Below are 23,426 nucleotides of genomic sequence, written 5' to 3' on the forward strand. Positions count from 1 at the left end.
GCACCTGCGGGCTTTGGCTGCCGAGACGGGGGCTGAAACCGGCGCGCTGGCAGCGTTGGGTGATGGCATCGTGCAGGCCTGGCCCCAGTTCGCGGGGGAACAGGATGAAGGGGTCAGCCGCCAGGGCCTCGATGGCGATGGCGCCGCTGCCTGCCAGCGCATGGTGTGGGGGGAGGGCTATCAGCATATCCTCCTCATCGATGAGGTGGTGGGTCAGTGATGAGCTGCTGCTGCAGGGCAGGCGCAGGATGGCGGCATCCAGCTCCTCACTCATCAGGTCGCGTACCAGGTTGGGCATGCTGTTTTCGATGGGATGCAGGCTCACCTCGGGCCAGGCCTGGCGAAAGTCATGGATGAGCCGCAGCACACTCGGGTGCAACACTGTGGAGCCGGCAAATCCCAGGCGCAGGGAGCCGAGCTGACCACGGGCGATGCGCCTGGCCTTCTGCATGGCCTGCTCGGTTTGCGACAATATCCCCTTGGCATCCTGATAGAGGCTCAGCCCCGCCTCGGTCAGCTCCACGCTGCGGGTCAGCCGGTGAAACAGCGGCGTGCCCACCTCCTGTTCTAATTTGCGGATCTGCTGGCTGAGGGGCGGCTGGGCCATGCCCAGCGCCTCGGCCGCCTTGGTAAAGCTCTGCTTCTCTGCCACGGCTACCAGGTAGCGCAGGTAACGAAATTCCATATCTGGTACGTCTCGAAGCTGATGGGTTTGGATATTGGTATCAAGCTGTGATCTTGGTCACTATTGAATCCTGATTTACCAACCTAACAGGATTGGAGGTAAAACCCAAATGGAAACCAATACACAGTGTGACTGTGCCATCGAGATCAGCCAGCAGTTTGCTCGCTGGCAAGCCCGTCAGGGGGGGGGCGAGGTCTATCAGAGCTCCTTGATGAGCGCCCTGCTGGCCGGCGTCTATGAGGGTGAGACCACCATGGCGGATCTGCTGCGCCACGGCGACTTCGGTCTTGGCACCTTCAACCGGCTCGACGGCGAGCTGATTGCGTTCGAGCGCCAGATCCATCAACTCAAATCCGACGGTTCGGCCCGTCCGGCTCAGGCTGGCCAGAAAACCCCGTTTGCGGTGATGACCCATTTTCGCCCCTGTCTGGAGCGCCGCTTCGATCACCCCCTCAGCCGCGACGAGATCCATCAATGGATCGATCAACTGGTGGGCACTGACAACGTCTTCGTCGCCTTTCGGCTCGACGGCCTGTTTGAGCAGGCGCAGGTTCGCACTGTGCCCTGCCAGACCCCGCCCTACAAACCCATGCTGGAAGCCATAGAAGCCCAGCCGCTGTTCTCGTTCAGCCAGCAGCGCGGCACCCTGGTGGGCTTTCGCTGCCCACCCTTCGTGCAGGGGATCAACGTGGCCGGTTATCACGAGCACTTCATCACGCAAGATCGCCAGGGGGGCGGCCACATCCTCGATTACGCAATGGGCCACGGCCAGCTGCAGCTGTCTGTGGTTCAGCACCTCAACATAGAACTGCCACGCAATCCGGCCTTTCAGCAGGCCGATCTCAATCCCGCCGATCTGGACCGCGCCATTCGCGCTGCCGAAGGCTAACCCTTTCGCTCAACAAGGAGTCATTGTCATGGAAAATCAACACTGGGGCTGTGGGGCCGAACTGGTTGTGCGCCACCTGGAGGCGCAGGGCGTCAAGCAGGTATTCGGTATTCCGGGGGCCAAGATCGATCGGGTGTTCGATGCGCTGGAAGACTCCCCCATCGACACCATAGTGGTGCGCCATGAGGCGAACGCGGCCTTCATGGCTGCCGCCGTGGGCCGGCTGACCGGCAAGGCCGGGGTGGCATTGGTCACCTCGGGGCCAGGCTGTTCCAACCTCATTACCGGGCTGGCCACCGCCACTTCCGAAGGGGATCCCATGGTGGCACTGGGTGGCGCGGTGCGACGGGCCGATGGCCTCAAACTCACTCACCAGAGTCTGGATACTGTCAGCCTGTGCCGCCCTGTCACCAAGTTCTGCGCCCAGGTGGGCACAGGATCCGCCCTCTCTGAGGTCATGGCCAACGCCTTTCGGTCCGCCGAGCTGGGTCGCCCCGGTGCGGCCTTCGTCAGCCTGCCCATGGACATCATCAACGAGCCGACCGATGGCGCCATCCTGGTGCCCAGAGCCATTCCTGAACCCGGTGCCGCCGATACGGCAGGCATAGACAGGGCGTTGAGCCTGCTGGCGCAAGCCCGCAAACCCGTGGTGCTGCTCGGCTTGCTGGCCAGCCGGCCGGAAAACTCTCTCGCGGTGCGCGCCTTTTTGGACAAGAGCGGGTTGCCGGTGACGGGCACCTATCAGGCGGCCGGTGTGGTGGACTCCCACCATTTCGATGACTTCGCCGGTCGGGTGGGGCTGTTCAACAACCAGCCGGGGGACAGGTTGCTGCAGGGGGCAGATCTGGTGATCTGTATCGGTTACAGCCCCATCGAATATGACCCTGTGCTGTGGAACGACACGGGTGAACGGCAACTGCTGCACATCGATGCCCTGCCGGCGGAGATCGACAGCAGCTACTGCCCGGCGGTGGAGTTGGTTGGGTCCATTAGTGCCAATCTGTATTGCTTGACCAAGATGCTGAACAAACCGCTGGCACGGGATCCCGCCATCGCCGCTCTGCTCGGGGAGATCCGCATCCAGCGCCATCAGCTGACCCAGCATGCCCAACATCTGGGTGGCATGCCGATCCATCCGCTGCGCATCGTCAAGGAGCTGCAGGACATCATAGGGCAGGACATGACACTGTGTGTGGACATGGGTAGCTTCCACATCTGGATTGCCCGCTACCTCTACAGCTTCCGGGCGCGCCAGGTGCTCATCTCCAACGGTCAGCAGACCATGGGGGTGGCGCTGCCCTGGGCCATAGGCGCTGCCATGGTGCGGCCGGGGGAGAAGATCATCTCTGTCTCCGGCGATGGCAGCTTCATGCAGTCGAGCATGGAGCTGGAGACGGCGGTGAGGCTCAAATCCAACATAGTGCACATCATCTGGGTCGATAACGGCTACAACATGGTGGCGATGCAGGAGGAGAAAAAGTACCGCCGTAGCTCGGGGGTGAGCTTCGGGCCCATCAACTTCAAGGCCTATGCCGAGTCCTTCGGGGCGGCCGGATTTGCAGTCACCAGCGCCGAAGAGTTGCGACCGACTCTGCGCGCCGCTATGGCCGTGGTGGGGCCTGCCGTGGTGGCTATACCGGTGGATTACAGTGACAACCACCTGCTGATGGAGCAGCTCAGACCCGAGTTGCTGAGCTAGCGATCAAAAGGGGGGCAGAGTTGCCCCCGGCCAATAGCAGAGCGCCCCTTGCCGGTTGGCAAGGGGCGCTCTGTCATGACAAAAGGGTCTCCGCGATGGCGGCAGGGGTCATGGCATGACAGCAGGGGGCATCACCATGGGGCCGGCCACCGCGAGGGCGGCTTCGTCCCCGCGCAGCACCCGCACCAGCGCGAGGGCAAATTCGATGGCGGTGCCTGGCCCCTGGCTGGTAACCAGGCGATGTGTCTCATCCGTCACGACCCGTGCCGTGCTGAGCTGGCGAGTGGGCAGCTGGGCCTGAAAGCCCGGGTGGCAGGTCACGCTGGCATCTCCCAGCAAATCATGATGTTGCAGTACCACCACGGGGGCGGCACAAATGGCCGCCCGCCAGCAGCCGAGCGTCGCCTGCTCCCTGAGCAGGTCGATGGCGAGAGGCGTATCACGGATTGCTTCGCTGCCGGGCAAACCGCCCGGCACGACGATGGCCTCGAAGTCACGGCTGGTCAGCTCGTCGATATGATAGTCAGCGACCAGCTGCACCCCGCGGGAGGCGCGGATCTGGCGCAGACCCGCTGGACAACAGGAGGCGAGCAGCACCTCGATGCGGGCGCGCACTAGGGTGTCGACGATGGCGACCGTCTCTATCTCTTCCGAGCCCGGGGCTACCAATACCAATACGGTCATACTGCACTCCTTGGTTGCCCGCGCTCTTGCCGGGCTCAGCGCTTCTCTTTGATGGCCTGATAGAGGCCCTGATTGACCGGCACCGCTATGCCGTGTTTGGCGGCGCAGGCCAGCAGGAAGCCGGTGATGGCCTCGATCTCGGTCTCCCTGCCCTGCTCCATGTCCTGGTACATGGAAGAGTAATTGTCGGCGGTGAGCTCCACCACCGTCATGGCGCGGCGCAACAGCTCATCGCTGCTGGTGGGCTGGCCTTCGGCCTGCATCACGTCCGCGACTTCCACGCAGATCTGTTGCAGGACATCGGCGAAGCGGGGGCCGGCCAGTTCACCATTTTTGAGTTTATAGAGCGCGGTCAGCGGATTGATGGCGCAGTTGATGGCGAGTTTTTGCCACTGGCGAGCCAGGATCTGCTCATCCCAACCGGCCTGACCGAGGGCGGCGCCGAGATCGTCCGCTAGGGTGGCATAGGCTTTGGCCGCCTCATTGACCGGGCCGAGCCAGGTTTCACCCTTGCCGGTATGGCGGAACACAAAGTGGCCGCCCTGCATGGCGCCGTGGCTGGTGACACCCGCAATGACAGGGTTATGGGGGAACAGCTGGGCCACCTGCTCGGCTATGCCCATGCCATTGTGCAGCAGCACTATGGGTACTCCCGCAGCCAGCTTGCCCACCAGCGGCGTCAGGGCCGACACCACCTGACCGGCCTTGGTCACCACCAGCAGACGCGTGATCTGGCCTGGCTGGCTAATGAAACCGCGCTCGATGGCAATCAGCTGGGTATGGCCATCCAGCGAGGTGAAGTCGATCCTGGGATGCAGGGTCGAACGGTGACGATCGCGCAGCAAAACGCGGGTAGGTTGACCGCTTTGAGTCAGCAGGGAGGCGAAGACGCCACCCAGGGCGCCGCAGCCCAGCAGTGACCATTGGGGGGAGGAGGGCAGTCGGGAACTGTGTAATCCGCTTGGCATGGAGAGACTCAATCAAGGTAGGGGTTGTATTCCGGTCAACCCCCGCCGGGGATAAGTGAAGATGTCGCGTGGCGGACACTAACAGGTCTCGCCATTCCTGCGCGCAGGGGATTCTAGCAGAGCAATCCCATCGAAATCAGCAAATTTGCCGGTTTTCTGGTAGATTTGCCCCCTTATAGCGCAACATGAGGAGCCCTGACATGCCGTCATTCGATATTGTCTCTGAAGTCAAAATGAACGAGGTGTTGAACGCCGTCGATAACGCCAATCGTGAACTGGCGACCCGTTTCGATTTTCGTGGTGTTGAAGCCAGCTTCGAGCTGAACAAAGAAGAAGTGAAGCTGGAGGCCGATGCCGATTTCCAGCTCAAGCAGATGGTCGAGATCCTGCGCGCAGCCCTGCTCAAGCGCAACATCGAGAACAGCTCAATGGACGTGGGTGATAGCGTTCACTCTGGCAAGCGTTTCCACCTGAACGTCAAGTTCAAGCAGGGGATCGAGAAAGAGATCGCCAAGAAACTGGTGAAGCTGATCAAGGATTCCAAGATCAAGGTGCAGGTCGCCATTCAGGGTGATGAAGTGCGGGTCACCGGCAAGAAGCGTGACGATCTGCAGGAAGCCATGGCGCTGGTACGTGGTGCCGAGCTGGGTCAGCCGATGCAGTTTCAGAATTTCCGCGATTGATAATGGGCGGGAGGGGTCGGCCCTCCCCCCTTGCGCGCTCGCCACGCAGTACGGCCGTCAAAGGTTCGATGGCAGAGCCATAAAAAAACCGGAGCAGCTGCTCCGGTTTTTTGTATCTGCATTACCCGTTTGATTAGAACTTGTAGGTAACGGAGAAGTAGTGGCTGAAGCCGGAGCTCTTCCAGGGGGTACCGTCAAACGCGGCAGAGCCGTCTTTGTTGCCGTAGGCATCCATGAAGTACTTCAGGCCATAACCCACAGCGTAGCGATCAGAGTGCCAGTAGATACCGTGGAAGGTCGCCAGGTTGTCGCTGGTACGGTCGGCACGGCTGTGGGTATCCAGATCGAAGGCATAATCCAGGTAACCTTGATAGGAGACGAAGCTGCCGTTGCTGAAGGTATAGAAAGGCTTGAACCAGTTCATGGCGAACCAGTAACCGTTCCAGTCACCTTCTTCTTCGGTGAAGAACTGGTTTTCAGTGGCGTGACGGGCATACAGGTTCATGCCAACTTTGCCAAACCAAGGCACCATGACATCGGCACCCAGACCGATCATGTTCTCCATCTGGTTGTCACCGATGTTGTTCAGGGAGGCGATGTACACCTCTTGCACCGGGCCGAAGGAGAGATCTTTGCCAGTCAGCGCATCCAGAGACAGACGCGGTGCAAACTTCATGAAGAGGTTCTGACCATCGTGCTTGTCGCTGTGACGGGAGTTGAAGACGTCGAATACGTCGACGTAACCGTACAGATCAAACAGACCTGAACGACCACCGAATTCCATTTCGAAATAGGTGTCGTTGTAGCCATCCTGACCGGCGGTGAAGGGACGCTGGTCGATGGTGTGCATGAGGTTGAACTGCATCCACTTGTAATCATTCTTGTGGATGTCACCACTGTAGTCAGCAGCAAAGGCCGGGGTGGCGGCAGCAGCCAGCAGACCGGCAGCGATAAGAGTCTTGGTAAATTTGGCCATTTTATTGGTCTCTTGTACGTTAGTTGAGGTTTTCCGTAGCCTACCCATAAGGAGCGGGGGGCATTCTAGCCAAATAAATTCATCGGAGAAACAAGAGCCGGGGAACTTTATTTGGAAGTGTGAATCTAATCACCCCCAAATTTACGCAAACGCTTGCTATTTATCCGATTCCGGTAGCAACGGCTTTCCTCGTTTGGCAACCATGATGATCAAGACCAACACAGGGATGCCAAGCAGGCTGGTACCGATAAAGAAGGTACTGTAGCCAAACTGTTCGACGAAATGTCCAGAAAACCCGGCCAGCAGCTTGGGCATCAGCAGCATGACAGAGCTGAACAGGGCGTACTGGGTGGCGGAAAACGCCACGTTGGTCAGGCTCGACAGATAGGTCACGAAGGCGGCTGTTGCTATGCCGGCGCTCAGGTTGTCGAGAGAAATGATCAGGGTCAGCAGCTCGAGGTTGTGGCCCACTTCGTTGAGCAGAGCGAACAGCAAGTTGGTGCTGGCGGTGAGCAGGGCGCCGAGAAACAGGATTCGCAGGGTGCCAAAGCGCATCACCAGCACTCCCCCCAGGGCGGCCCCCACCAACGTCATGATGACGCCATACACCTTGGTGATGGTGGCCACTTCCGTCTTGCTGAACTGCATGTCCACGTAAAAGCTGTTGGACATCACCCCCATTACCACATCCGAGATGCGATAACAGGCGATGAGCCCCAGGATCAGCATGGCCGAGCCGCCGTAACGGCGGAAAAAATCGGCAAACGGACACCAGATGGCCTCGTAGATCCAGGCGCCGGCGCCGGCCAGCGAGGTGGGCCAACCACGGGAGAGCAGCAGCGCCTTACGCGCCGCTTGCTGCTCGTTCTGACCGGCGAGATCGATATCCGGTTCGTGGCAGATCAAGGTGGTGATGACGCCGAGTGACATAAGAGCCGCCATCAGCAAATAGGTGAGTCGCCAGCCGTTGTAGTCATAGCCGCTGTTGCTGCCGAACCAGGCGGCCAGCGCCAGCGCCCCTGCGCCGGCCATGATCATTGCCAGCCGGTAACCCGTCATGTAGGAGGCCGCCATGGCCGCCTGCAACCGCTCCGGCGCAGACTCGATACGATAGGCATCGATGACGATATCCTGCGTCGCGGAGGAAAACGCCACCAGCAGGGCAAACAGGGCGAGTTGGGCGAGCTGGGTCTTGGGATCGCAATAGGCCATGCCTACCAGAGAGAGGGCAATCACTACCTGGGAGAGCAGCATCCAGCTGCGGCGCCGTCCCAGCCAGCGGGCGAGCAGTGGCAGCTGCAGCCGGTCAACCAGCGGCGACCACAGCCACTTGAGGCCATAGGCCAGCGCCACCCAGCTCATGTAGCCGATGTCGGTCAGGCTGACATCGGCCTCGCGCAACCAGAACGAGAGGGTGCCAAAGACCAGCAGCAGAGGCAGGCCGGACGAGAAGCCCATGGCAAACAGTATGAGGACCCGAGTCTCGAGGTAGACGGCGAGCGAATCTCGCCAGCTCGGTGTACGGACAGTGTTCAAATACCTGACTCCTCTGGGAAAATTGCGCCATTTTGTCAGGTTCGGGGGGGATAGCCAAGGCAAGCCGAGCGTGGTGGGGCTCGATTCAGGGGCGTGAACCCATGCAGTGGTGCGGGCAGGGGCCCTCGGTGGTCAGATAGTTGGCACACGCCATCAGCTGCAGGCGCAGCCAGACGTCGGTGATGATCTGCTGCTCATCCCACTGATGCAGGCTGTGCAGCAGGTACCAGAACACCCCTTCCTGGTCGGTGGCCGGTTGTTTGTCTGCCGGGATATGGGGCAAGTCTTGCCAGTGAGAGAGGAGCTGCCAGCTCAGATCTTCCAACTGCTGATAGGGGATTTCTCGTGCCAGAAAATGACGAACTGCCTGGGCCAGCGAGACTGTGTGTTGGGCTAGGTAGTCGTTGCAGGTCACCGGAACCTCCTTCTCCTCGTGTGGGCCATACCCCGGGGAAATGGGGTAAGGTCAGAGTATAGAAAGGGACGCCGGTGACCCGGGCAAAGACGCGGCGGAATGTGATCCGGCCCGCGTTATTTCTCCGCCAGCAACACCACCTTCTTCAGGATAATGGGGCTGGTGGGCACGTCGTTGGCGCGCAGAATGGAGCTGTAACCCGTCTGCACCTGGGCCAGTTTGTCCAGCACCTCCATGCCCTGTACCACTTGGCCGAATACGGTATAACCGGCGCCAGCACTGGCGTTGAGGTTGTTGTTGTCGGTCAGGTTGAAGTAGAACTGGCGGGTGGCGCTGTCCACGGCCTGGGTACGGGCCATGGCGATGCTGCCACGCTTGTTGGGCAGGCCGCCCTTGGACTCGTTGACCACGGGGTCAAAGGTCGGCAGTTGCTGGAACTGCTGGTTATAGCCGCCCCCCTGCACCACGAAGTCCTGGATCACCCGGTGGAACAGGCTGCCGTCATAGCTGCCGTCCGCCACGTAGCGCAGGAAGTTTTTCACCGTCTGCGGCGCCTGTTTGGAGGCCAGCTCCACCACTATGTTGCCGTGATTGGTCTCCATCCTGACCTTGGGGCCAGCGAAGGCCAGCGGGGTGATCAGCATGACCAGTAACCAGAGTTTTTTCATTTAACTATCCTCGCTCAGTTCGGTTGACCCTTGAGATAACCACGCAGGGCATTGTCCGCCATGATCTGTTGCAGCAAGCTGCCCAGCTGCTGGTTCAGGATGGATTCCAGCTCGGCCATGGTTGGTTCACCCGGACCTTCCTTGCTGGAGGACATGTTGAACTGCTTGGTCAACTTGCTGCCCTGGAAGTCCGCAATCACCTGCAGGCTGACGCGGGACTTGGTGACATAAGTGAAGGTCTTCTCTTCCACCGTGACAACGGCGCTGGAGATGGCAAGGGTCAGATTGGTGGTACCGCTATTGCCAACGATCAGTCCCTGGCTGCGCAGACCTTCCGCCAGTTTCTCGGCCAGCAGGTTGTTGAGCGGCTGTTCGCTGTTGACCAGCACGACGGCCTTATCTTTCTTCTTGATGGCGAAGACGTAGGCAGCTTCACGCTTGTCGACGCCTTCCAGGGTGATGCGGTTGCCTGAGTAGTACTGCTGATTGGAAGGGACCACCTGCGGGTTGAGCAGCGCGGTTTCCGGCCAGTGAGTCGCGCAACCACCCAGCATCAGGGCGGCCAGCAGCAAGAGTGACTTTTTCATCATGGTTTCCTTTAAAGCGTTTGATGGCAGTTAACGTTTGATGGCTTTCAAAATAACGAATTTGCTGTTCGACGCAACGACCTGTGCGTTGGCAAACAGGCGCTTGAGTTTGTTGTGATAATCCAGATGACGGTTGCCTACTATCCAGAGTTCCCCCCCCTGGGGCAATACCCGGTGGGCATCGCTGAACATCTGCCAGGCGATATGATCGGTGATCGCCTGCAACTGATGGAAGGGCGGGTTGCAGAGGATCCGATCCGCCGAGCCCACCTCCACACCATCGAGACAGTTATTGACCATGAAGCGGGCGCGGGGCAGGGCATCCGGCAGATTGTGTTCGACGTTGAGCCGCGCCGAAGCGACCGCCATATGGGATTCGTCGATAAAGGTCACCTCCACTTCGGCATCCCGCGCCAGCAGCGCCAGCCCCAGCACGCCGTTGCCGCAACCCAGGTCGATCACCTTGCGTGCACTGTGCACAGGCAAATTGTCCAGCATGAAACGGGCACCAATATCCAGGCTGGTACGCGAAAACACATTGGCATGGTTGTGGATGAGCATGTCGGTGCCCTCCAGTGGCCAGACGGTCGGGAAGGGATTGTTCAGGGGGGTGGCCGATGTGCCATCGACGGTGCAATGAATGAGGCGTGCCTTCTTCCAGGCCAGCGAAGTGCGAGTCTGTCCCAGGTATTTTTCAAACAGCGCCAGGGTCGAACTGTGAATGTCCTTGGCCTTGCCGGCGGCGAGGATGCGGGTGGCCGGGGTTGCCACCTGACGCAGGGCCAACAGTTGCTGCTCCAGCAGCGCCTGATATTTGGAGACCTTGATCACCACCAGTGCCGGGGCTGGCGGCAGAGGGGACAGCGTATCCTGCAGCGTGATGGCATTGGGATCCAGCTGGTTTTCCGCGAGGTTGGCCAGGGTGGCCCGCTCGCTGATGTAGGAGTCGCTCACACAGACAGGAGTATGGTCGTGCAGGTAGGCTGCCAGGGCACCGAAGCCGTCATTCATAATGATGACGGGGCCCGCTTGCGCGAGCGGTGCTTCTGCCAGGGTATTGATCAGATACTCGTCTGCCGCATCCCAGGCCTGCAACGGATCCTGGCTCTGGCGTGGATAGCGATACAGGGTCAGACGACAATGAGCCGTTTCGAGAAGGGTTTGCATAAGCGAAGCGTCCAGATGATTCATAAAACAGGCGCCAGCGGGGCGCAAAGTGGCGCTATTCTAGCGGGGGCGGAGAATTTCACCAGTCCGGCGGCACAGGGCGAGAGGCAAAACCGGGCCCATTTTCCCGTGGCGGACGATTTCGTCATACCACCAACCCTGGCTACAATGGCCGGACATCCATTTTGGGAGTTTTGCTCGTGACCATGCAACAACAGATCGAGGCCAAGTTGGCCGCTGCTTTGTCCCCCAGCCACCTGCAGGTGATCAACGAAAGCTACATGCACAGGGTCGCGCCGGGATCAGAGAGCCATTTCAAGGTAGTGGTGGTGAGCCAGGCTTTTGAGGGTCAACGATTGTTGGCACGCCATCGCCAGGTCAATGGCGTGCTGGCCGACGAGCTGGCGGGTGCCATTCATGCACTGGCGTTGCATACCTATACGGAGCAGGAGTGGCGGCAACGGGAACAGGCACCGACGACGCCGAGTTGCGTCAGCAAGAATGGTCTGGCCTAAGGCTATTGACGAATTGATTACCCAATCCTCGATTAATTAACAATTACTAAACGTTTTTTGCGGCGTCGCTAGCCCCTGCTTGTGACGTCGCTCTCCTGCCCAGACATTCAAATTTCTAGTCGATTTTTGAACATAAACGCCATTACCTACTTTGGGGTAATAATGGCCAGTGCGAGGCAAACCCTGAGGTTTAGTGAATAAATCGGCATGATTAAATTTCGATGATTTTGTGATAGAGCGGGGATTTTCCCCATTTTGCATGGCAGTAAACTGGCCATAAGTGCTAAACTCAACTGCTTTTGAATGACCCTGTATGTTGCTGATTTGTTTGTTTCTTCGACATTATTTTGCAACATAAACGGGCTCATTCAACAACTCGTCGTGATGTATTTCTCGGCGCTAATCAACCTGTCTTCCCTTAACGGTAGTGCAAGTGAGTATGATTACAATTAAAAGAGGACTGGACATCCCCGTGCTGGGTGCTCCGGAGCAAGTAATCTACGATGGCCCGGCCATCACCCGTGTTGCTACACTCGGCGAAGAGTTCGTGGGGATGCGGCCTACTATGTTCATCAAAGTAGGTGATCGCGTCATTAAAGGTCAGGAGCTCTTCGAAGATAAGAAGAATCCCGGCGTTAAATTCACGGCCCCTGCCACCGGTGTGGTTTCAGAGATCAACCGGGGTGCCAAGCGCATTCTGCAATCCGTTGTCATCGAACTCGATGGGTCCGACGAGCAGGTGACCTTTGAGCATTTTGCGTCCGCCGAGCTGGCACAGCTCGCGCGCAGCAAGGTGCAAGAGATCCTGGTCGCATCAGGCCAATGGACTGCGTTGCGTACCCGCCCGTTCAGCAAGGTGCCGGCCGTGGAGTCTTCTCCCCGCGCCATCTTCGTCACCGCGATGGACACCAACCCGCTGGCCGCCAGTAGCGACCTCATCATCAAGGAACAGTCTCAGGCTTTCCTCGATGGTTTGGCGGTATTGACTCGCCTGACTGATGGCGCTGTCTACGTCTGCAAGGGCGAGGCCAGTCTGCCGCACGCTTCCCTGGCGCAAGTCAAAGAGGAAGTGTTCGTCGGCCCACACCCTGCCGGTCTGCCTGGTACCCATATCCACTTCCTGGATCCGGTCAGCGCCAAGAAGGTGCAGTGGTACATCAACTATCAGGATGTCATCGCTTACGGCAAGCTGTTCACTACAGGCCAGATCTTTACCGACAAGGTGATCTCTTTGGCCGGTCCGAACGTGGTCAAGCCACGCCTGCTGCGCACTCGCATGGGCGCCTGCATCAGCCAGCTGACCAACAACGAGCTGCGTGCGGATGAAAACCGCGTCATCTCCGGTTCCCTGCTCAGTGGTGCCAAGGCCGAAGGTGTGCATGACTACCTGGGTCGCTACCACAACCAGGTGAGCGTGCTGGGCGAAGGGCGTGAGAAAGAGTTCCTGGGTTGGGTCAATCCCAGCGCCAGCAAGTTCTCCATCACCCGCACCACCCTCTCTCATCTGATGAAGGGCAAACTCATCAACTTCACTACCACCACTAACGGTAGTGATCGCTCCATGGTGCCTATCGGCAACTATGAGCGTGTGATGCCGCTCGACATCCTGCCGACCCTGCTGCTGCGGGATCTGATCTCCGGTGACATCGATGGCGCCCAAGCGCTCGGTTGTCTGGAGCTGGATGAGGAAGATTTGGCGCTCTGTACCTTTGTCTGCCCCGGCAAGACAGAGTACGGCCCAGTCTTGCGTGAGTGCCTGACCAAGATAGAACTGGAAGGTTAAGCGATGAGTTTCAAGCAACTTCTTGAAAATATGGAACATCACTTCGAGCCGGGTGGAAAGTACGCCAAGTACTACGCCCTGTTCGAGGCGGCGTACACCCTGTTTTATACCCCCGGGTCCGTGACCCGCAATGCTGCCCACGTTCGTGATGCGATCGATCTGAAACGCATGATGATCATGGTGTGGCTGGCCGTGTTCCCGGCCATGTTCTGGGGCATGTTCAACGTCGGCAATCAGGCGATTGCTGCCATTGCTCATCTGGGCACGGCAGCCGGTGCCGACACCTGGCAATATGCACTGGCACAACTGCTGGGAGCCTCGCTGGATCCTGCGGTCGCCGGTATCGGCAGCAAGATGCTGATCGGCGCCACTCACTTCCTGCCCATCTACCTGACCGTGTTCCTGGTCGGCGGTTTCTGGGAAGTGCTGTTCGCCATGGTGCGCAAGCACGAGATCAACGAAGGCTTCTTCGTGACCTCGATCCTGTTTGCTCTGATAGTGCCTCCCCAGCTGCCCCTGTGGCAAGCCGCGCTGGGCATCACCTTCGGTGTGGTGCTGGCCAAGGAAGTGTTCGGTGGTACCGGCAAGAACTTCCTGAACCCGGCCCTGGCAGGTCGTGCGTTCCTGTTCTTCGCCTACCCGGGCCAGATCTCCGGTGATGCTGTCTGGGTTGCCGTTGATGGCTACTCGGGCGCAACTGCTCTGAGCCAGTGGGCCCAGGGCGGCCAGATGGCGTTGATCAACGATGCCACCGGTCAGGCTATCAGCTGGATGGATGCCTTCCTCGGCAACCTGCCAGGTTCCATCGGTGAAGTCTCCACCCTGATGATCCTCATCGGTGCCGCCATGATCGTCTACATGCGGATCGCCTCCTGGCGCATCATCGCAGGTGTGATGATCGGCATGGTCGCTACTTCCCTGTTGTTCAACGTCATTGGTTCCGATACCAACCCCATGTTCAACATGCCCTGGCATTGGCATCTGGTGCTGGGTGGCTTCGCTTTTGGTATGGCCTTCATGGCGACCGATCCGGTTTCCGCCGCCTTTACCAACAAGGGCAAGTGGTGGTACGGCGCGTTGATTGGCGTCATGGTTGTGCTGATCCGTGTCGTGAACCCTGCGTTCCCGGAAGGCATGATGTTGGCCATTCTGTTTGCCAACTTGTTTGCCCCCCTGTTTGACCATTTCGTGGCTCAGGCGAACATCAAGCGGAGGATCGCTCGTGGCGTTTAAGAAAGACTCTACTGTCGGCACCCTGACGGTTGTAACTGGTCTGTGTCTGGTCTGTTCCATCGTGGTCTCTGTGGCTGCGGTGGGTCTGCGTCCAGCTCAGCAGGTAAACAGGGCGTTGGACAGACAAAGCAACATCTTGTCCGTTGCCGGCATCGATATCAGCAATGTAGCCAGGCGTGACCTGGCCCAATTGTACGGTGAGAAGATTGAAGCGCGTCTGGTTGACCTGACCACGGGTGAATTTGTTGACGGCGATGCCGACAACTTCGACATCAGGCGGGCAGCGAAAGACCCGGCTACGAGTATTCGTCTGGCGCCAGCCGACGACCGGGCTGGCTTGCGTCAGATCTCCAGAGTGATGCCGGTGTTCATTGCCAAGGATGCAGAAGGCCAAGTCGACAGCATCATACTGCCCATCTCCGGCCAGGGTCTGTGGTCTACCATGCATGCTTTCGTCGCCGTGGCTGCTGATGGCGAGACCATCCAAGGCATCACCTACTATGACCACGGGGAAACCCCGGGGTTGGGTGGCGAGATTGGAAATCCGGTCTGGCAAGCGCTGTTCAAGGGCAAGAGGTTGTTCGATCAGGATGGCATGCCAGCCTTGCGAATCATCAAGGGCCAAGCCCCTGCAGGTTCAATGCATGAGATCGATGGCCTGTCAGGCGCGACTCTGACCGGCAACGGTGTACAGAACACGTTCGACTTCTGGATGGGACCCAAGGGCTTTGGTCCTTTCCTGGCCAAGGTTCGTGCAGGAGAAATCAACAATGGCTGACAAGAGCGAAATGAAGAAGTTGCTGTTGACGCCTGTGCTCGGCAACAACCCCATTGCACTGCAGGTGCTGGGTGTTTGTTCCGCGCTGGCCGTTACCAGCCAGATGCAGACTGCGTTTGTGATGACGCTGGCGGTGACCGCGGTAACCGCCTTCTCCAACCTGTTCATCTCCCTGATCCGCAACCAGATCCCGAACAGCGTGCGGATCATCGCCCAGATGGCGGTGATTGCCTCACTGGTTATCGTGGTTGACCAGGTGCTCAAGGCGTATGCCTACGACATCTCCAAGCAACTGTCGGTATTCGTGGGTCTCATCATCACCAACTGTATCGTCATGGGCCGCGCTGAAGCGTACGCCATGAAGAGTGCCCCGCTGCCCTCCTTCCTGGATGGTATCGGCAACGGTATGGGCTATGGCGCCATTCTGTTGAGCGTCGCTACCGTGCGTGAACTGCTGGGCTCCGGCACCTGGTTCGGCATCGAGCTGCTGCCGCTGGTGAACAACGGTGGCTGGTATGTGCCCAACGGCCTGCTGCTGCTGCCGCCGAGTGCATTTTTCATCATCGGTCTGATCATCTGGGGCGTACGCACCAAGGATCCCAAGCAGGTGGAGGCGAAGGATTAAGGTATGGAACATTATCTGAGTCTGTTGATTCGTTCGATTTTCATCGAAAACCTGGCCCTCTCTTTCTTCCTGGGGATGTGTACCTTCCTGGCAGTCTCCAAGAAGGTCAAGACATCTATGGGTCTTGGTGTTGCTGTCATCGTGGTGCAAACCATCGCGGTGCCGGTCAACAACCTGATCTATAACTACGTCCTGAAGCCGGGGGCTATCTCCCCCGAGCTTGATCTGAGCTTCCTGAGCTTTATCACCTTTATCGGTGTTATTGCGGCATTGGTGCAGATCCTGGAGATGGTGCTGGACAAGTACTTCCCGGCCCTCTACAACGCGCTTGGCATCTTTTTGCCGCTCATCACTGTGAACTGTGCCATCTTCGGTGGCGTCTCTTTCATGGTGCAGCGTGACTACAACTTCATCGAGTCTGTGGTCTACGGTGTGGGTTCAGGGGCAGGCTGGATGCTGGCGATCGTTGCGCTGGCAGGTATCCGCGAGAAGATGAAGTACTCCGATGTTCCACACGGCCTGCGTGGTCTGGGCATTACCTTCATCACCACAGGCCTGATGGCGCTGGGCTTCATGTCCTTCTCTGGTATCTCCCTGTAATCGGCTTTCCTGCAATCAGAAAGGAACGATAGATGGAAATTATTTTGGGTGTGGTCATGTTTACCGTGATCCTGCTGGCACTGGTGGCAGTCATTCTGTTCGCCAAGTCCAAGCTGGTGACTGCGGGCGACGTGACAATCAGCATCAACGGTGATCCGACCAAAGCCGTGGTTGGCCCTGCTGGCGGCAAACTGTTGGGTGCACTCTCCGGTAGTGGTATTTTTGTCTCCTCTGCCTGTGGTGGCGGTGGCTCTTGCGGTCAGTGCAAGGTACGGGTGAAATCCGGTGGCGGCGACATTCTGCCGACCGAGCTGGATCACATCAGCAAGGGTGAAGCCCGTCATGGGGAGCGTCTGGCCTGTCAGGTCACTGTGCGTTCCGACATGGATATCGAGCTGCCGGAAGAGATCTTCGGGGTGAAGAAGTGGGACTGTACCGTTATCTCCAACGATAACAAGGCCACCTTCATCAAGGAGCTCAAGCTGCAGATCCCCGATGGCGAGAGCGTCCCGTTCCGCGCCGGTGGTTATATCCAGATCGAAGCACCGGCTCACCACGTGCAGTACAAGCACTTCGATATTCCCGAGGAGTATCGTGGCGACTGGGATCGCTTCAAGATCTTCGAACTGGAGTCCAAGGTCGATGAGCCAATCATCCGTGCCTACTCCATGGCCAACTATCCGGAAGAGTTCGGCATCATCATGCTGAACGTGCGGATCGCGACCCCGCCCCCGAGCAACTGGACTGCTCCTCCGGGACAGATGTCTTCCTACATCTTCAACCTGAAGGCTGGCGACAAGGTGACCATCTCCGGTCCGTTCGGTGAGTTCTTCGCCAAGGACAGCGACGCCGAAATGGTGTTCATCGGTGGTGGTGCAGGTATGGCGCCGATGCGTTCCCATATCTTCGACCAGCTGCGTCGTCTGAAGTCCAAGCGCAAGATGAGCTTCTGGTACGGTGCCCGTTCCAAGCGCGAGATGTTCTATGTCGAAGATTTCGACATGCTGGCGGCCGAGAATGACAACTTCCAGTGGAACGTTGCCCTGTCTGATCCGCAGCCGGAAGACAACTGGGATGGCTACACAGGCTTCATCCACAACGTCTTGTTTGAGAATTACCTCAAGAACCACGAGGCGCCGGAAGATTGTGAGTTCTACATGTGTGGACCTCCGGTAATGAACGCTGCCGTCATCAACATGCTGAAAAACCTTGGCGTTGAAGACGAGAACATCCTGCTGGATGACTTTGGTGGTTAATCAATGCACAGTGTTGTAAAGACCTGGCTAGCCTTCGGGCTAGCCTTTTTCTTGACTGGGTGTGGTCAGGAAGCGGTCCAATCCAAGCCGGAGATCCACATTACCGGCAGCACCATGGGTACCTACTACTCCATCAAGGTGGCGGACAACGTCATCAGTGATCCGGCCAAGTTCCAGGCCGAGGTCGATCTCCTGCTGGAGCGGGTCAACGACCAGATGTCGACCTATCGTCCCGATTCCGAGTTGTCACGTTTCAACCAGCACAAGAGCTCGACCCCTGTGGTGGTCTCTCGCGACACCGCACGGGTGGTGACGGAAGCCATTCACCTTGGTCGTGAGAGCCGTGGGGCGTTGGACGTTACCGTCGGTCCCCTGGTCAATCTGTGGGGTTTCGGGCCAGATGCCCGTCCGACCAAGATCCCGTCCGAGGAGCTGCTTACCCAGACCCGCCAGAAGACCGGTCTGGGCAATTTGCATGTGATCACCTCCGTCGATGCTGATACCCTGCGAAAGGATATTCCGGATCTCTACGTGGATCTCTCCGCTATTGCCAAGGGCTTTGGCGTGGACAAGGTGGCCGAGTACCTCGAGTCCATGGGGTCTCGCAACTATCTGGTGGAGATTGGTGGTGAACTGCGTATCAATGGCGTCAACGGCAAGGGTCACCCCTGGCGCGTGGCCATCGAGAAGCCGACCGCCAATGCCAGCTCCGTGCAGGAAGTGATAGTGGCCGGTGACAACGGGATTGCCACCTCGGGTGAATACCGCAACTATTACGAGATGGACGGTCAGCGCTTCTCCCACACCATAGATCCCATGACGGGCAAGCCCATCCAGCATCGCATGGTGTCGGTGACAGTGGTCCACCCCTCCTGCATGACGGCAGACGGGTTGGCGACTGTGTTCATGGTGCTCGGGCCCGAGAAGAGCCTGGCCTATGCCAAGGAGCGCGGGCTGGCTATCTTCGTGATCACCAAGACGGCCGATGGCTTTGAAGAGGCTTATTCAGATGCCTTCAAACAGTATCTGGTTAGAAAGTAAGAGGCGGTAGCATGCAGATTTTCTTGATCACCTTCGGGGTGTTTCTGGCGGTAGTGGTGGCCATGGCCATAGGTTACATCTTCCAGAAGAAGACCATCTCAGGTTCCTGCGGTGGGCTGGGCACGGTCGGCATCGAAAAAGAGTGCGATTGTCCGGAGCCCTGTGAGAGCCGCAAGAAGAAGATGGCCAAGGAAGAGGCCCGTCGCAAGATGCTGACCGATAACCGGATCATCTGAGCGAGTCTGGGGCTGGAGTCGCACTCGACCCTATGCTGGATAGCAGGCGGGCTGACCTGATGGTCAGCCCGCTTTTTTGTAGAGGTGTGCTCAGTAGTCGTATTGATGACAGGCTTTCTTCTTGAACTCGGCCTTCCAGCGCGCCAGCTCTTCCCGTGTTCCCAGCTCGTCTCCCTGCTTGATGGCTTGCTCCAGTGTCGCTATGCGGTCATATAGCCAACTGCATTCGGCAGTCGGGTTATCCTTGCTGCTGCCTGGTTGCGGCAGCAGGCAGAACCCCAGCGCTAATCCCAGCCAGAGTGCTTTCATCTCGTCCTCCTTGACCCATGGGGTGGTGAATGGTGCCTTAAGAGTCTATGCCTGTTCGTCGTTTCATGCCGATGGCAGAAACGGTAGCGCTGGGTTAGCATAGGCAGGTTACCTGTTTATTCATACAGTGATATGCGCAAAATCATTCACATCGACATGGACTGCTTCTACGCGGCGGTAGAGATGCGGGACAACCCGGCCCTGCGCGAGGTGCCGCTGGCCATCGGCGGCTCGGCAGACAGGCGCGGCGTCATCTCGACCTGCAATTATGTGGCGCGCCGTTTCGGGGTGCGCTCCGCCATGCCGAGCGGCTTGGCCAAAAAGCTCTGCCCGCCGTTGGTGCTCATTCCTGGCCGGATGGCGGTCTACAAAGAGACCTCCCGCCAGCTGCGCACCATCTTCCTGCGCTATACCGAACTGGTGGAGCCACTTTCCCTCGACGAAGCCTATCTCGACGTCACCGACAGCCCCTGTTGTGGCGGCAGTGCCACCCTGATGGCGGCCGAGATCCGCGCCGCCATTGCGCGCGAGCTGGGGTTGACCGCCTCGGCCGGGGTTGCGCCAAACAAGTTTCTGGCCAAGCTGGCTTCGGAGCAACGCAAGCCAGACGGCCTGTTCGTGATAACGCCGAATGAGGTGGATGAGTTCGTGCGCCAGCTGCCTTTGGCCAAGTTGCCGGGGATTGGGCACAAGACGGCCGATCGGCTGGAGTCACAGGGGCTTTACTCCTGCGAGGATGCACGAGTGCTTAGCCGCGAGGAGCTGATTGCCCGATTTGGCAAGTTGGGAGAGATGCTGACGGGGCGGATCTGGGGCCATGACGATCAGCCCGTGCAGGCCCAGCGAGTGCGCAAGACCATAGGTGTGGAGACTACCCTGGCTAGCGACGTGCTGGATGAGGCCGCCTGCTGGCAGGTGCTGAGCCGGCTCATTCCCGAGCTGGAGCAGCGCTTTTCGGTCGGCTATGCGCAGGCGCAGCTGATGGGGCAAGGGATCAAGCTCAAGTTTGCCGATTTTCAGCAGACCACTGTCTATCGCCGTGGCGGCTATCAGCCCGAGCTGTTTCACGACCTGCTCCATGAGGGGCTGCTGCGGGCACAGGGCAAGCCGATCCGGTTGCTCGGCCTGGTGGTCGGTTTGCCCCGTGACGGAGAAGTTAACCAGCTCAGCTTGGATTTTGCCTGATAAGGTTAAGTTTTTGTTTCTAAATCCGATAAACTGATCACATCTGTATGAGCTAGGAATGGTTGCATGAGTTCTCTTTCTGTTCAGGGGCGCATTACTCTGATCGCCGGTTGTTGTTTGTTGGCCAGTACCGGTGCACTGGTCGCCTCTTCTCTTTATAGTGCCGCCCGGATGCAGGATAAGGTACTTGCCTCCACCACGGAGGAGGCGCAGCGTTCGGCCGAAAACTGGATGAAGGCAATGGGATCTGAACAGGCGGCCAAGGTCACCAGTTATCTGGATGAGGCCTATTTCCGCACCACCTTGTTGGCGCAGGGGGTCCTGTTCCAGCGCAAGAATGCGGCGGATAATTTCGGCTCATCCGAGACGCTGCGTGGCGCCGTCAATCAGCAACTGCACGATGCGGCGGCCTCCTCGGACAATCTGCTCGGTGTCTATGCGGTGTTCGAGCCGGATCAGCTCGACGGGGAGGACAGCAACTACCATGGCTCCAGTGCGCTCGGCGCCAACGACAAGGGGCGTTTCTCCACCTATTGGGCCCGGGTCGACGGCAAGATAGAAGCTGAGGTGCAAAACGAATCCGTGCTGGCGGACGAGAGTCCGACTGCGGCTGGCGGCGTGGAGAACGAATGGTATCGCTGTAGCATCCGCAGCAAGGCGCTCTGTCTGCTCGAACCTTATCTTGACGATGTGGGGTCGCAGAGGGTGCTGATGACCTCGGTGACAGTTCCCCTGCTGGAGCAGGAGACTCTGCTTGGCATGGTCGGGGTCGATATCTCACTGGCCACCTTGCAAAACCTGGTCAAGGAGATGGGTCAGGTGCTCTACGACGGTCAGGGCAAGGTGCTGCTGGTCAGTCACGAAGGGCGCGCCGCAGGGGTGGATGGCTTCGACGTGACTCTGGGCAGCCCGCTTGGCCAGCAATATCAGGTGCTGGCCGGCGATCTGACTGGCTGGCTCGGCCAGGGGCAGACCATAACCCGCTGGAGCCCGGACGGTGCTTTGCTGCAAACCTTCGTACCGGTCAGGATGCGCGGCACCGCGCAGACATGGGGCATCTATATCGAGTTACCCCGTAGTGTGGTGCTGGCCTCGGCCCGTCAGCTGCAAGAGGAGCTCTCCAGTCAGGCCCATCGCAGCGTGGTCACCCAGCTGGTGATAGGCGGTGTGATCTCGGCGATCGGGCTGCTCTGTATCTGGCTGATGGCCCATCAGATAGTAGCGCCCATCCGCGCCGTGGTGGCCCGCCTCAAGGACATCGCCACCGGGGAGGGGGACTTGACCCAGCGCATCGACTTGCATCGCGATGACGAGATAGGTGAGCTGGCCAAATGGTTCAACAGCTTCCTCAACAAGTTGCAATCCACCATCAGCCAGGTAATAGACACGGTCGCGGGTACCCGTGCCAGCGCGGAGCAGGCGGCCCTGGTTGCCGAGCGCACCAGTGCCGGCATGCAGGCCCAGTATCAGGAGGTGGATCTGGTGGCGACTGCCTTCGAGGAGCTCAGCGCTACCGCGCTGCAGGTAGCGGGCAACGCCAACTCGGCGGTGGCGGCAGCCAATCAGGCCGATACCTCGGCACAGGAGGGCAAGTATGTGGTGGCCGATACCCAGGAGGCGATGCGCAAGCTGATGGCGGTGATCAGCGACGCCAAGCCGGTGGTGGAGCGGCTCTCCGCCAACAGCGAGAACATCAACGACATTCTGGTGGTGATCCAGGGCATCGCCGAGCAGACCAACCTGCTGGCGTTGAACGCAGCCATCGAGGCGGCGCGGGCTGGTGAACAGGGCCGTGGCTTCGCCGTGGTGGCCGACGAGGTACGCAATCTGGCGGGGCGTACCCAGAACGCCATCGTCGAGATCCAGACCCTCATAGGGCAGCTTCAGTCCGGTACCCAGGCCGTGGTCAAGGCGATCATGACGGGCCACAGCCAGGCGGATGTGACGCTGACAAAGGTGGATCTGTCGGTCAGCGTGCTGGAGAAGATCATCCATGCGGTAGCGACCATACATCAGATGAACGAGCAGATTGCCCGGGCGGCGCAGGAGCAGAGCGGGGTGGCGGACGAGATCAATCGCAACGTCAGCAACATTCGCGATGTGGGCCACACCATACGGGCCGAGGCGGCGACCTCCGCCGAAAACGGGCGCGAATTGTCGGCGCTGGCGGACAAGCAGCAACAGCTGGTGGGGCAGTTCAAGGTATAGGGATAATAAAAAAGGCGCCATCCAACCGGAGGCGCCAAACACATTCAGATGACAGACTGGGTTAAATCGGTCAGATTTAAGCCCCTCTTCCCGCAGAGGAAGAAACACAACACCACAATCGCAAACCACTGACTCACAAAAATCACATGTAAACCAACATGGAAGAGAAGAAGTGAGCCATATGACAACGAATTGCGAAGCGAATTATGTTTATTCACTGGTCGGCCCGCAACCGACAAATTATAATGCCGCCCATTAGAAAAACTCATCATCGGCTGGTCTCATGTCTCGTCGTTTACCCCCGCTCAATGCACTGAAAGCATTCGAAGCTGCGGCTCGTCACTTAAGCTTCACCCGGGCTGCGGAAGAACTGTTCGTGACCCAGGCTGCTATCAGTCACCAGATCAAGGCGCTGGAGGAGTATCTCGGCATCAAGCTGTTTCGTCGCAAGAACCGCTCCCTGCTGCTGACCGAGGAGGGGCAGGGCTACTTCCTCGACATCAAGGACATCTTCACCTCCATCTCGGAGGCGACTGACAAGCTACTGGCCCGCAGTGCCAAGGGGGCGCTCACCGTCAGCTTGCAGCCGAGTTTTGCCATCCAGTGGCTGGTGCCCAGGCTGGTGAAGTTCAGCGAACGCCATCCGGACATAGACGTGCGGATCAAGGCGGTGGACATGGACGAGGGGTCGCTGACCGAC

The 23,426-nt window shown here is 58.8% G+C and carries 25 protein-coding genes; 15 read left to right on the plus strand and 10 right to left on the minus strand.

The window, feature by feature from the left end; translation table 11 throughout:
- Positions 1 to 685 (minus strand): LysR family transcriptional regulator (locus tag AAC083_RS01515; protein WP_258224855.1); only part of this gene is annotated, 685 nt, incomplete at its 3' end.
- Between the two features lie 109 nt (positions 686 to 794).
- On the opposite strand from AAC083_RS01515, the gene budA reads away from it, so the two are divergent.
- Together budA and alsS are read left to right on the plus strand one after the other, a co-directional pair.
- Positions 795 to 1,574 (plus strand): acetolactate decarboxylase, encoded by a 780-nt coding sequence (gene budA / locus AAC083_RS01520; protein ID WP_042038062.1) that lies wholly within the window; start codon positions 795 to 797, stop codon positions 1,572 to 1,574.
- Positions 1,575 to 1,602: 28 nt separating this feature from the next.
- Positions 1,603 to 3,273, plus strand: coding sequence for an acetolactate synthase AlsS (gene alsS / locus AAC083_RS01525; protein WP_042038064.1), 1,671 nt, complete (start codon positions 1,603 to 1,605; stop codon positions 3,271 to 3,273).
- Between the two features lie 108 nt (positions 3,274 to 3,381).
- Here the strand turns inward: alsS and AAC083_RS01530 are convergent, their stop codons facing one another.
- The gene (locus AAC083_RS01530) at positions 3,382 to 3,957 is read right to left on the minus strand and encodes a DJ-1 family glyoxalase III (protein ID WP_108537877.1); all 576 of its coding nucleotides are present in this window, start codon (positions 3,955 to 3,957) and stop codon (positions 3,382 to 3,384) included.
- Between the two features lie 35 nt (positions 3,958 to 3,992).
- A complete protein-coding gene (locus tag AAC083_RS01535; RefSeq protein ID WP_108537878.1) occupies positions 3,993 to 4,925 on the minus strand; it encodes a ketopantoate reductase family protein in 933 nt (310 codons plus the stop codon).
- Positions 4,926 to 5,125: 200 nt separating this feature from the next.
- On the opposite strand from AAC083_RS01535, the gene AAC083_RS01540 reads away from it, so the two are divergent.
- Entirely contained in the window at positions 5,126 to 5,608 is a 483-nt protein-coding gene (locus AAC083_RS01540) for a YajQ family cyclic di-GMP-binding protein (protein ID WP_005311958.1), read from the plus strand.
- Positions 5,609 to 5,741: 133 nt separating this feature from the next.
- On the opposite strand, the gene AAC083_RS01545 is transcribed toward AAC083_RS01540, so the two are convergent.
- The 6 genes from AAC083_RS01545 to AAC083_RS01570 all read right to left on the minus strand — a co-directional run bounded on the left by AAC083_RS01545 (position 5,742) and on the right by AAC083_RS01570 (position 10,957).
- The gene (locus AAC083_RS01545) at positions 5,742 to 6,584 is read right to left on the minus strand and encodes a nucleoside-specific channel-forming Tsx family protein (protein ID WP_108537879.1); all 843 of its coding nucleotides are present in this window, start codon (positions 6,582 to 6,584) and stop codon (positions 5,742 to 5,744) included.
- 156 nt (positions 6,585 to 6,740) lie between these two features.
- The gene (locus AAC083_RS01550; protein ID WP_108537880.1) at positions 6,741 to 8,120 is read right to left on the minus strand and encodes an AmpG family muropeptide MFS transporter; all 1,380 of its coding nucleotides are present in this window, start codon (positions 8,118 to 8,120) and stop codon (positions 6,741 to 6,743) included.
- 85 nt (positions 8,121 to 8,205) lie between these two features.
- Entirely contained in the window at positions 8,206 to 8,535 is a 330-nt protein-coding gene (locus AAC083_RS01555; RefSeq protein WP_108537881.1) for a hypothetical protein, read from the minus strand.
- Positions 8,536 to 8,651: 116 nt separating this feature from the next.
- Complete coding sequence (locus AAC083_RS01560; protein WP_108537882.1) at positions 8,652 to 9,203, minus strand: peptidylprolyl isomerase; 552 nt, start codon at positions 9,201 to 9,203, stop codon at positions 8,652 to 8,654.
- 14 nt (positions 9,204 to 9,217) lie between these two features.
- The gene (locus AAC083_RS01565; RefSeq protein WP_108537883.1) at positions 9,218 to 9,790 is read right to left on the minus strand and encodes a YajG family lipoprotein; all 573 of its coding nucleotides are present in this window, start codon (positions 9,788 to 9,790) and stop codon (positions 9,218 to 9,220) included.
- Positions 9,791 to 9,820: 30 nt separating this feature from the next.
- The gene (locus tag AAC083_RS01570; RefSeq protein ID WP_108537884.1) at positions 9,821 to 10,957 is read right to left on the minus strand and encodes a methyltransferase; all 1,137 of its coding nucleotides are present in this window, start codon (positions 10,955 to 10,957) and stop codon (positions 9,821 to 9,823) included.
- 206 nt (positions 10,958 to 11,163) lie between these two features.
- Between AAC083_RS01570 and AAC083_RS01575 the strand changes: the two genes are divergently transcribed.
- From AAC083_RS01575 to nqrM, 9 genes are all read left to right on the plus strand, one after another.
- Entirely contained in the window at positions 11,164 to 11,472 is a 309-nt protein-coding gene (locus tag AAC083_RS01575; RefSeq protein ID WP_108537891.1) for a BolA family protein, read from the plus strand.
- 439 nt (positions 11,473 to 11,911) lie between these two features.
- Positions 11,912 to 13,255: a Na(+)-translocating NADH-quinone reductase subunit A gene (locus AAC083_RS01580; RefSeq protein ID WP_042038078.1), complete on the plus strand. Its 1,344-nt coding sequence runs from the start codon at positions 11,912 to 11,914 to the stop codon at positions 13,253 to 13,255.
- Positions 13,256 to 13,258: 3 nt separating this feature from the next.
- A complete protein-coding gene (locus tag AAC083_RS01585) occupies positions 13,259 to 14,488 on the plus strand; it encodes an NADH:ubiquinone reductase (Na(+)-transporting) subunit B (protein WP_108537886.1) in 1,230 nt (409 codons plus the stop codon).
- Complete coding sequence (locus AAC083_RS01590; protein ID WP_108537887.1) at positions 14,478 to 15,266, plus strand: Na(+)-translocating NADH-quinone reductase subunit C; 789 nt, start codon at positions 14,478 to 14,480, stop codon at positions 15,264 to 15,266. The genes AAC083_RS01585 and AAC083_RS01590 overlap by 11 nt, the downstream gene beginning before the upstream one ends.
- Positions 15,259 to 15,891: an NADH:ubiquinone reductase (Na(+)-transporting) subunit D gene (locus tag AAC083_RS01595; protein WP_042038082.1), complete on the plus strand. Its 633-nt coding sequence runs from the start codon at positions 15,259 to 15,261 to the stop codon at positions 15,889 to 15,891. The genes AAC083_RS01590 and AAC083_RS01595 overlap by 8 nt, the downstream gene beginning before the upstream one ends.
- Before the next feature lie 3 nt (positions 15,892 to 15,894).
- On the plus strand, positions 15,895 to 16,491 hold the full coding sequence (nqrE, locus tag AAC083_RS01600) for an NADH:ubiquinone reductase (Na(+)-transporting) subunit E (protein WP_042038084.1): 597 nt from the start codon (positions 15,895 to 15,897) through the stop codon (positions 16,489 to 16,491).
- A gap of 32 nt (positions 16,492 to 16,523) precedes the next feature.
- Positions 16,524 to 17,747, plus strand: a complete 1,224-nt coding sequence (nqrF, locus tag AAC083_RS01605; RefSeq protein WP_042038085.1) for an NADH:ubiquinone reductase (Na(+)-transporting) subunit F — start codon at positions 16,524 to 16,526, stop codon at positions 17,745 to 17,747.
- 3 nt (positions 17,748 to 17,750) lie between these two features.
- Positions 17,751 to 18,788, plus strand: coding sequence for an FAD:protein FMN transferase (locus AAC083_RS01610; protein WP_108537888.1), 1,038 nt, complete (start codon positions 17,751 to 17,753; stop codon positions 18,786 to 18,788).
- A gap of 11 nt (positions 18,789 to 18,799) precedes the next feature.
- The gene (nqrM, locus tag AAC083_RS01615) at positions 18,800 to 19,024 is read left to right on the plus strand and encodes a (Na+)-NQR maturation NqrM (RefSeq protein ID WP_042038090.1); all 225 of its coding nucleotides are present in this window, start codon (positions 18,800 to 18,802) and stop codon (positions 19,022 to 19,024) included.
- 90 nt (positions 19,025 to 19,114) lie between these two features.
- On the opposite strand, the gene AAC083_RS01620 is transcribed toward nqrM, so the two are convergent.
- Entirely contained in the window at positions 19,115 to 19,333 is a 219-nt protein-coding gene (locus tag AAC083_RS01620; protein WP_108537889.1) for a hypothetical protein, read from the minus strand.
- 132 nt (positions 19,334 to 19,465) lie between these two features.
- On the opposite strand from AAC083_RS01620, the gene dinB reads away from it, so the two are divergent.
- The 3 genes from dinB to AAC083_RS01635 all read left to right on the plus strand — a co-directional run.
- Positions 19,466 to 20,518, plus strand: a complete 1,053-nt coding sequence (gene dinB / locus AAC083_RS01625) for a DNA polymerase IV (protein WP_042038094.1) — start codon at positions 19,466 to 19,468, stop codon at positions 20,516 to 20,518.
- Between the two features lie 66 nt (positions 20,519 to 20,584).
- Positions 20,585 to 22,726 carry a methyl-accepting chemotaxis protein gene (locus AAC083_RS01630; protein WP_108537890.1) on the plus strand — a complete coding sequence of 714 codons (2,142 nt, stop codon included), beginning with the start codon at positions 20,585 to 20,587 and terminating at the stop codon, positions 22,724 to 22,726.
- 283 nt (positions 22,727 to 23,009) lie between these two features.
- A partial coding sequence (locus AAC083_RS01635; protein WP_146181779.1) for a LysR family transcriptional regulator occupies positions 23,010 to 23,426 on the plus strand: 417 nt, incomplete at its 3' end.

The sequence above is a fragment of the Aeromonas sp. HMWF014 genome, from assembly GCF_963878295.1.
Classification (GTDB): Bacteria; Pseudomonadota; Gammaproteobacteria; order Enterobacterales; family Aeromonadaceae; genus Aeromonas; species Aeromonas popoffii.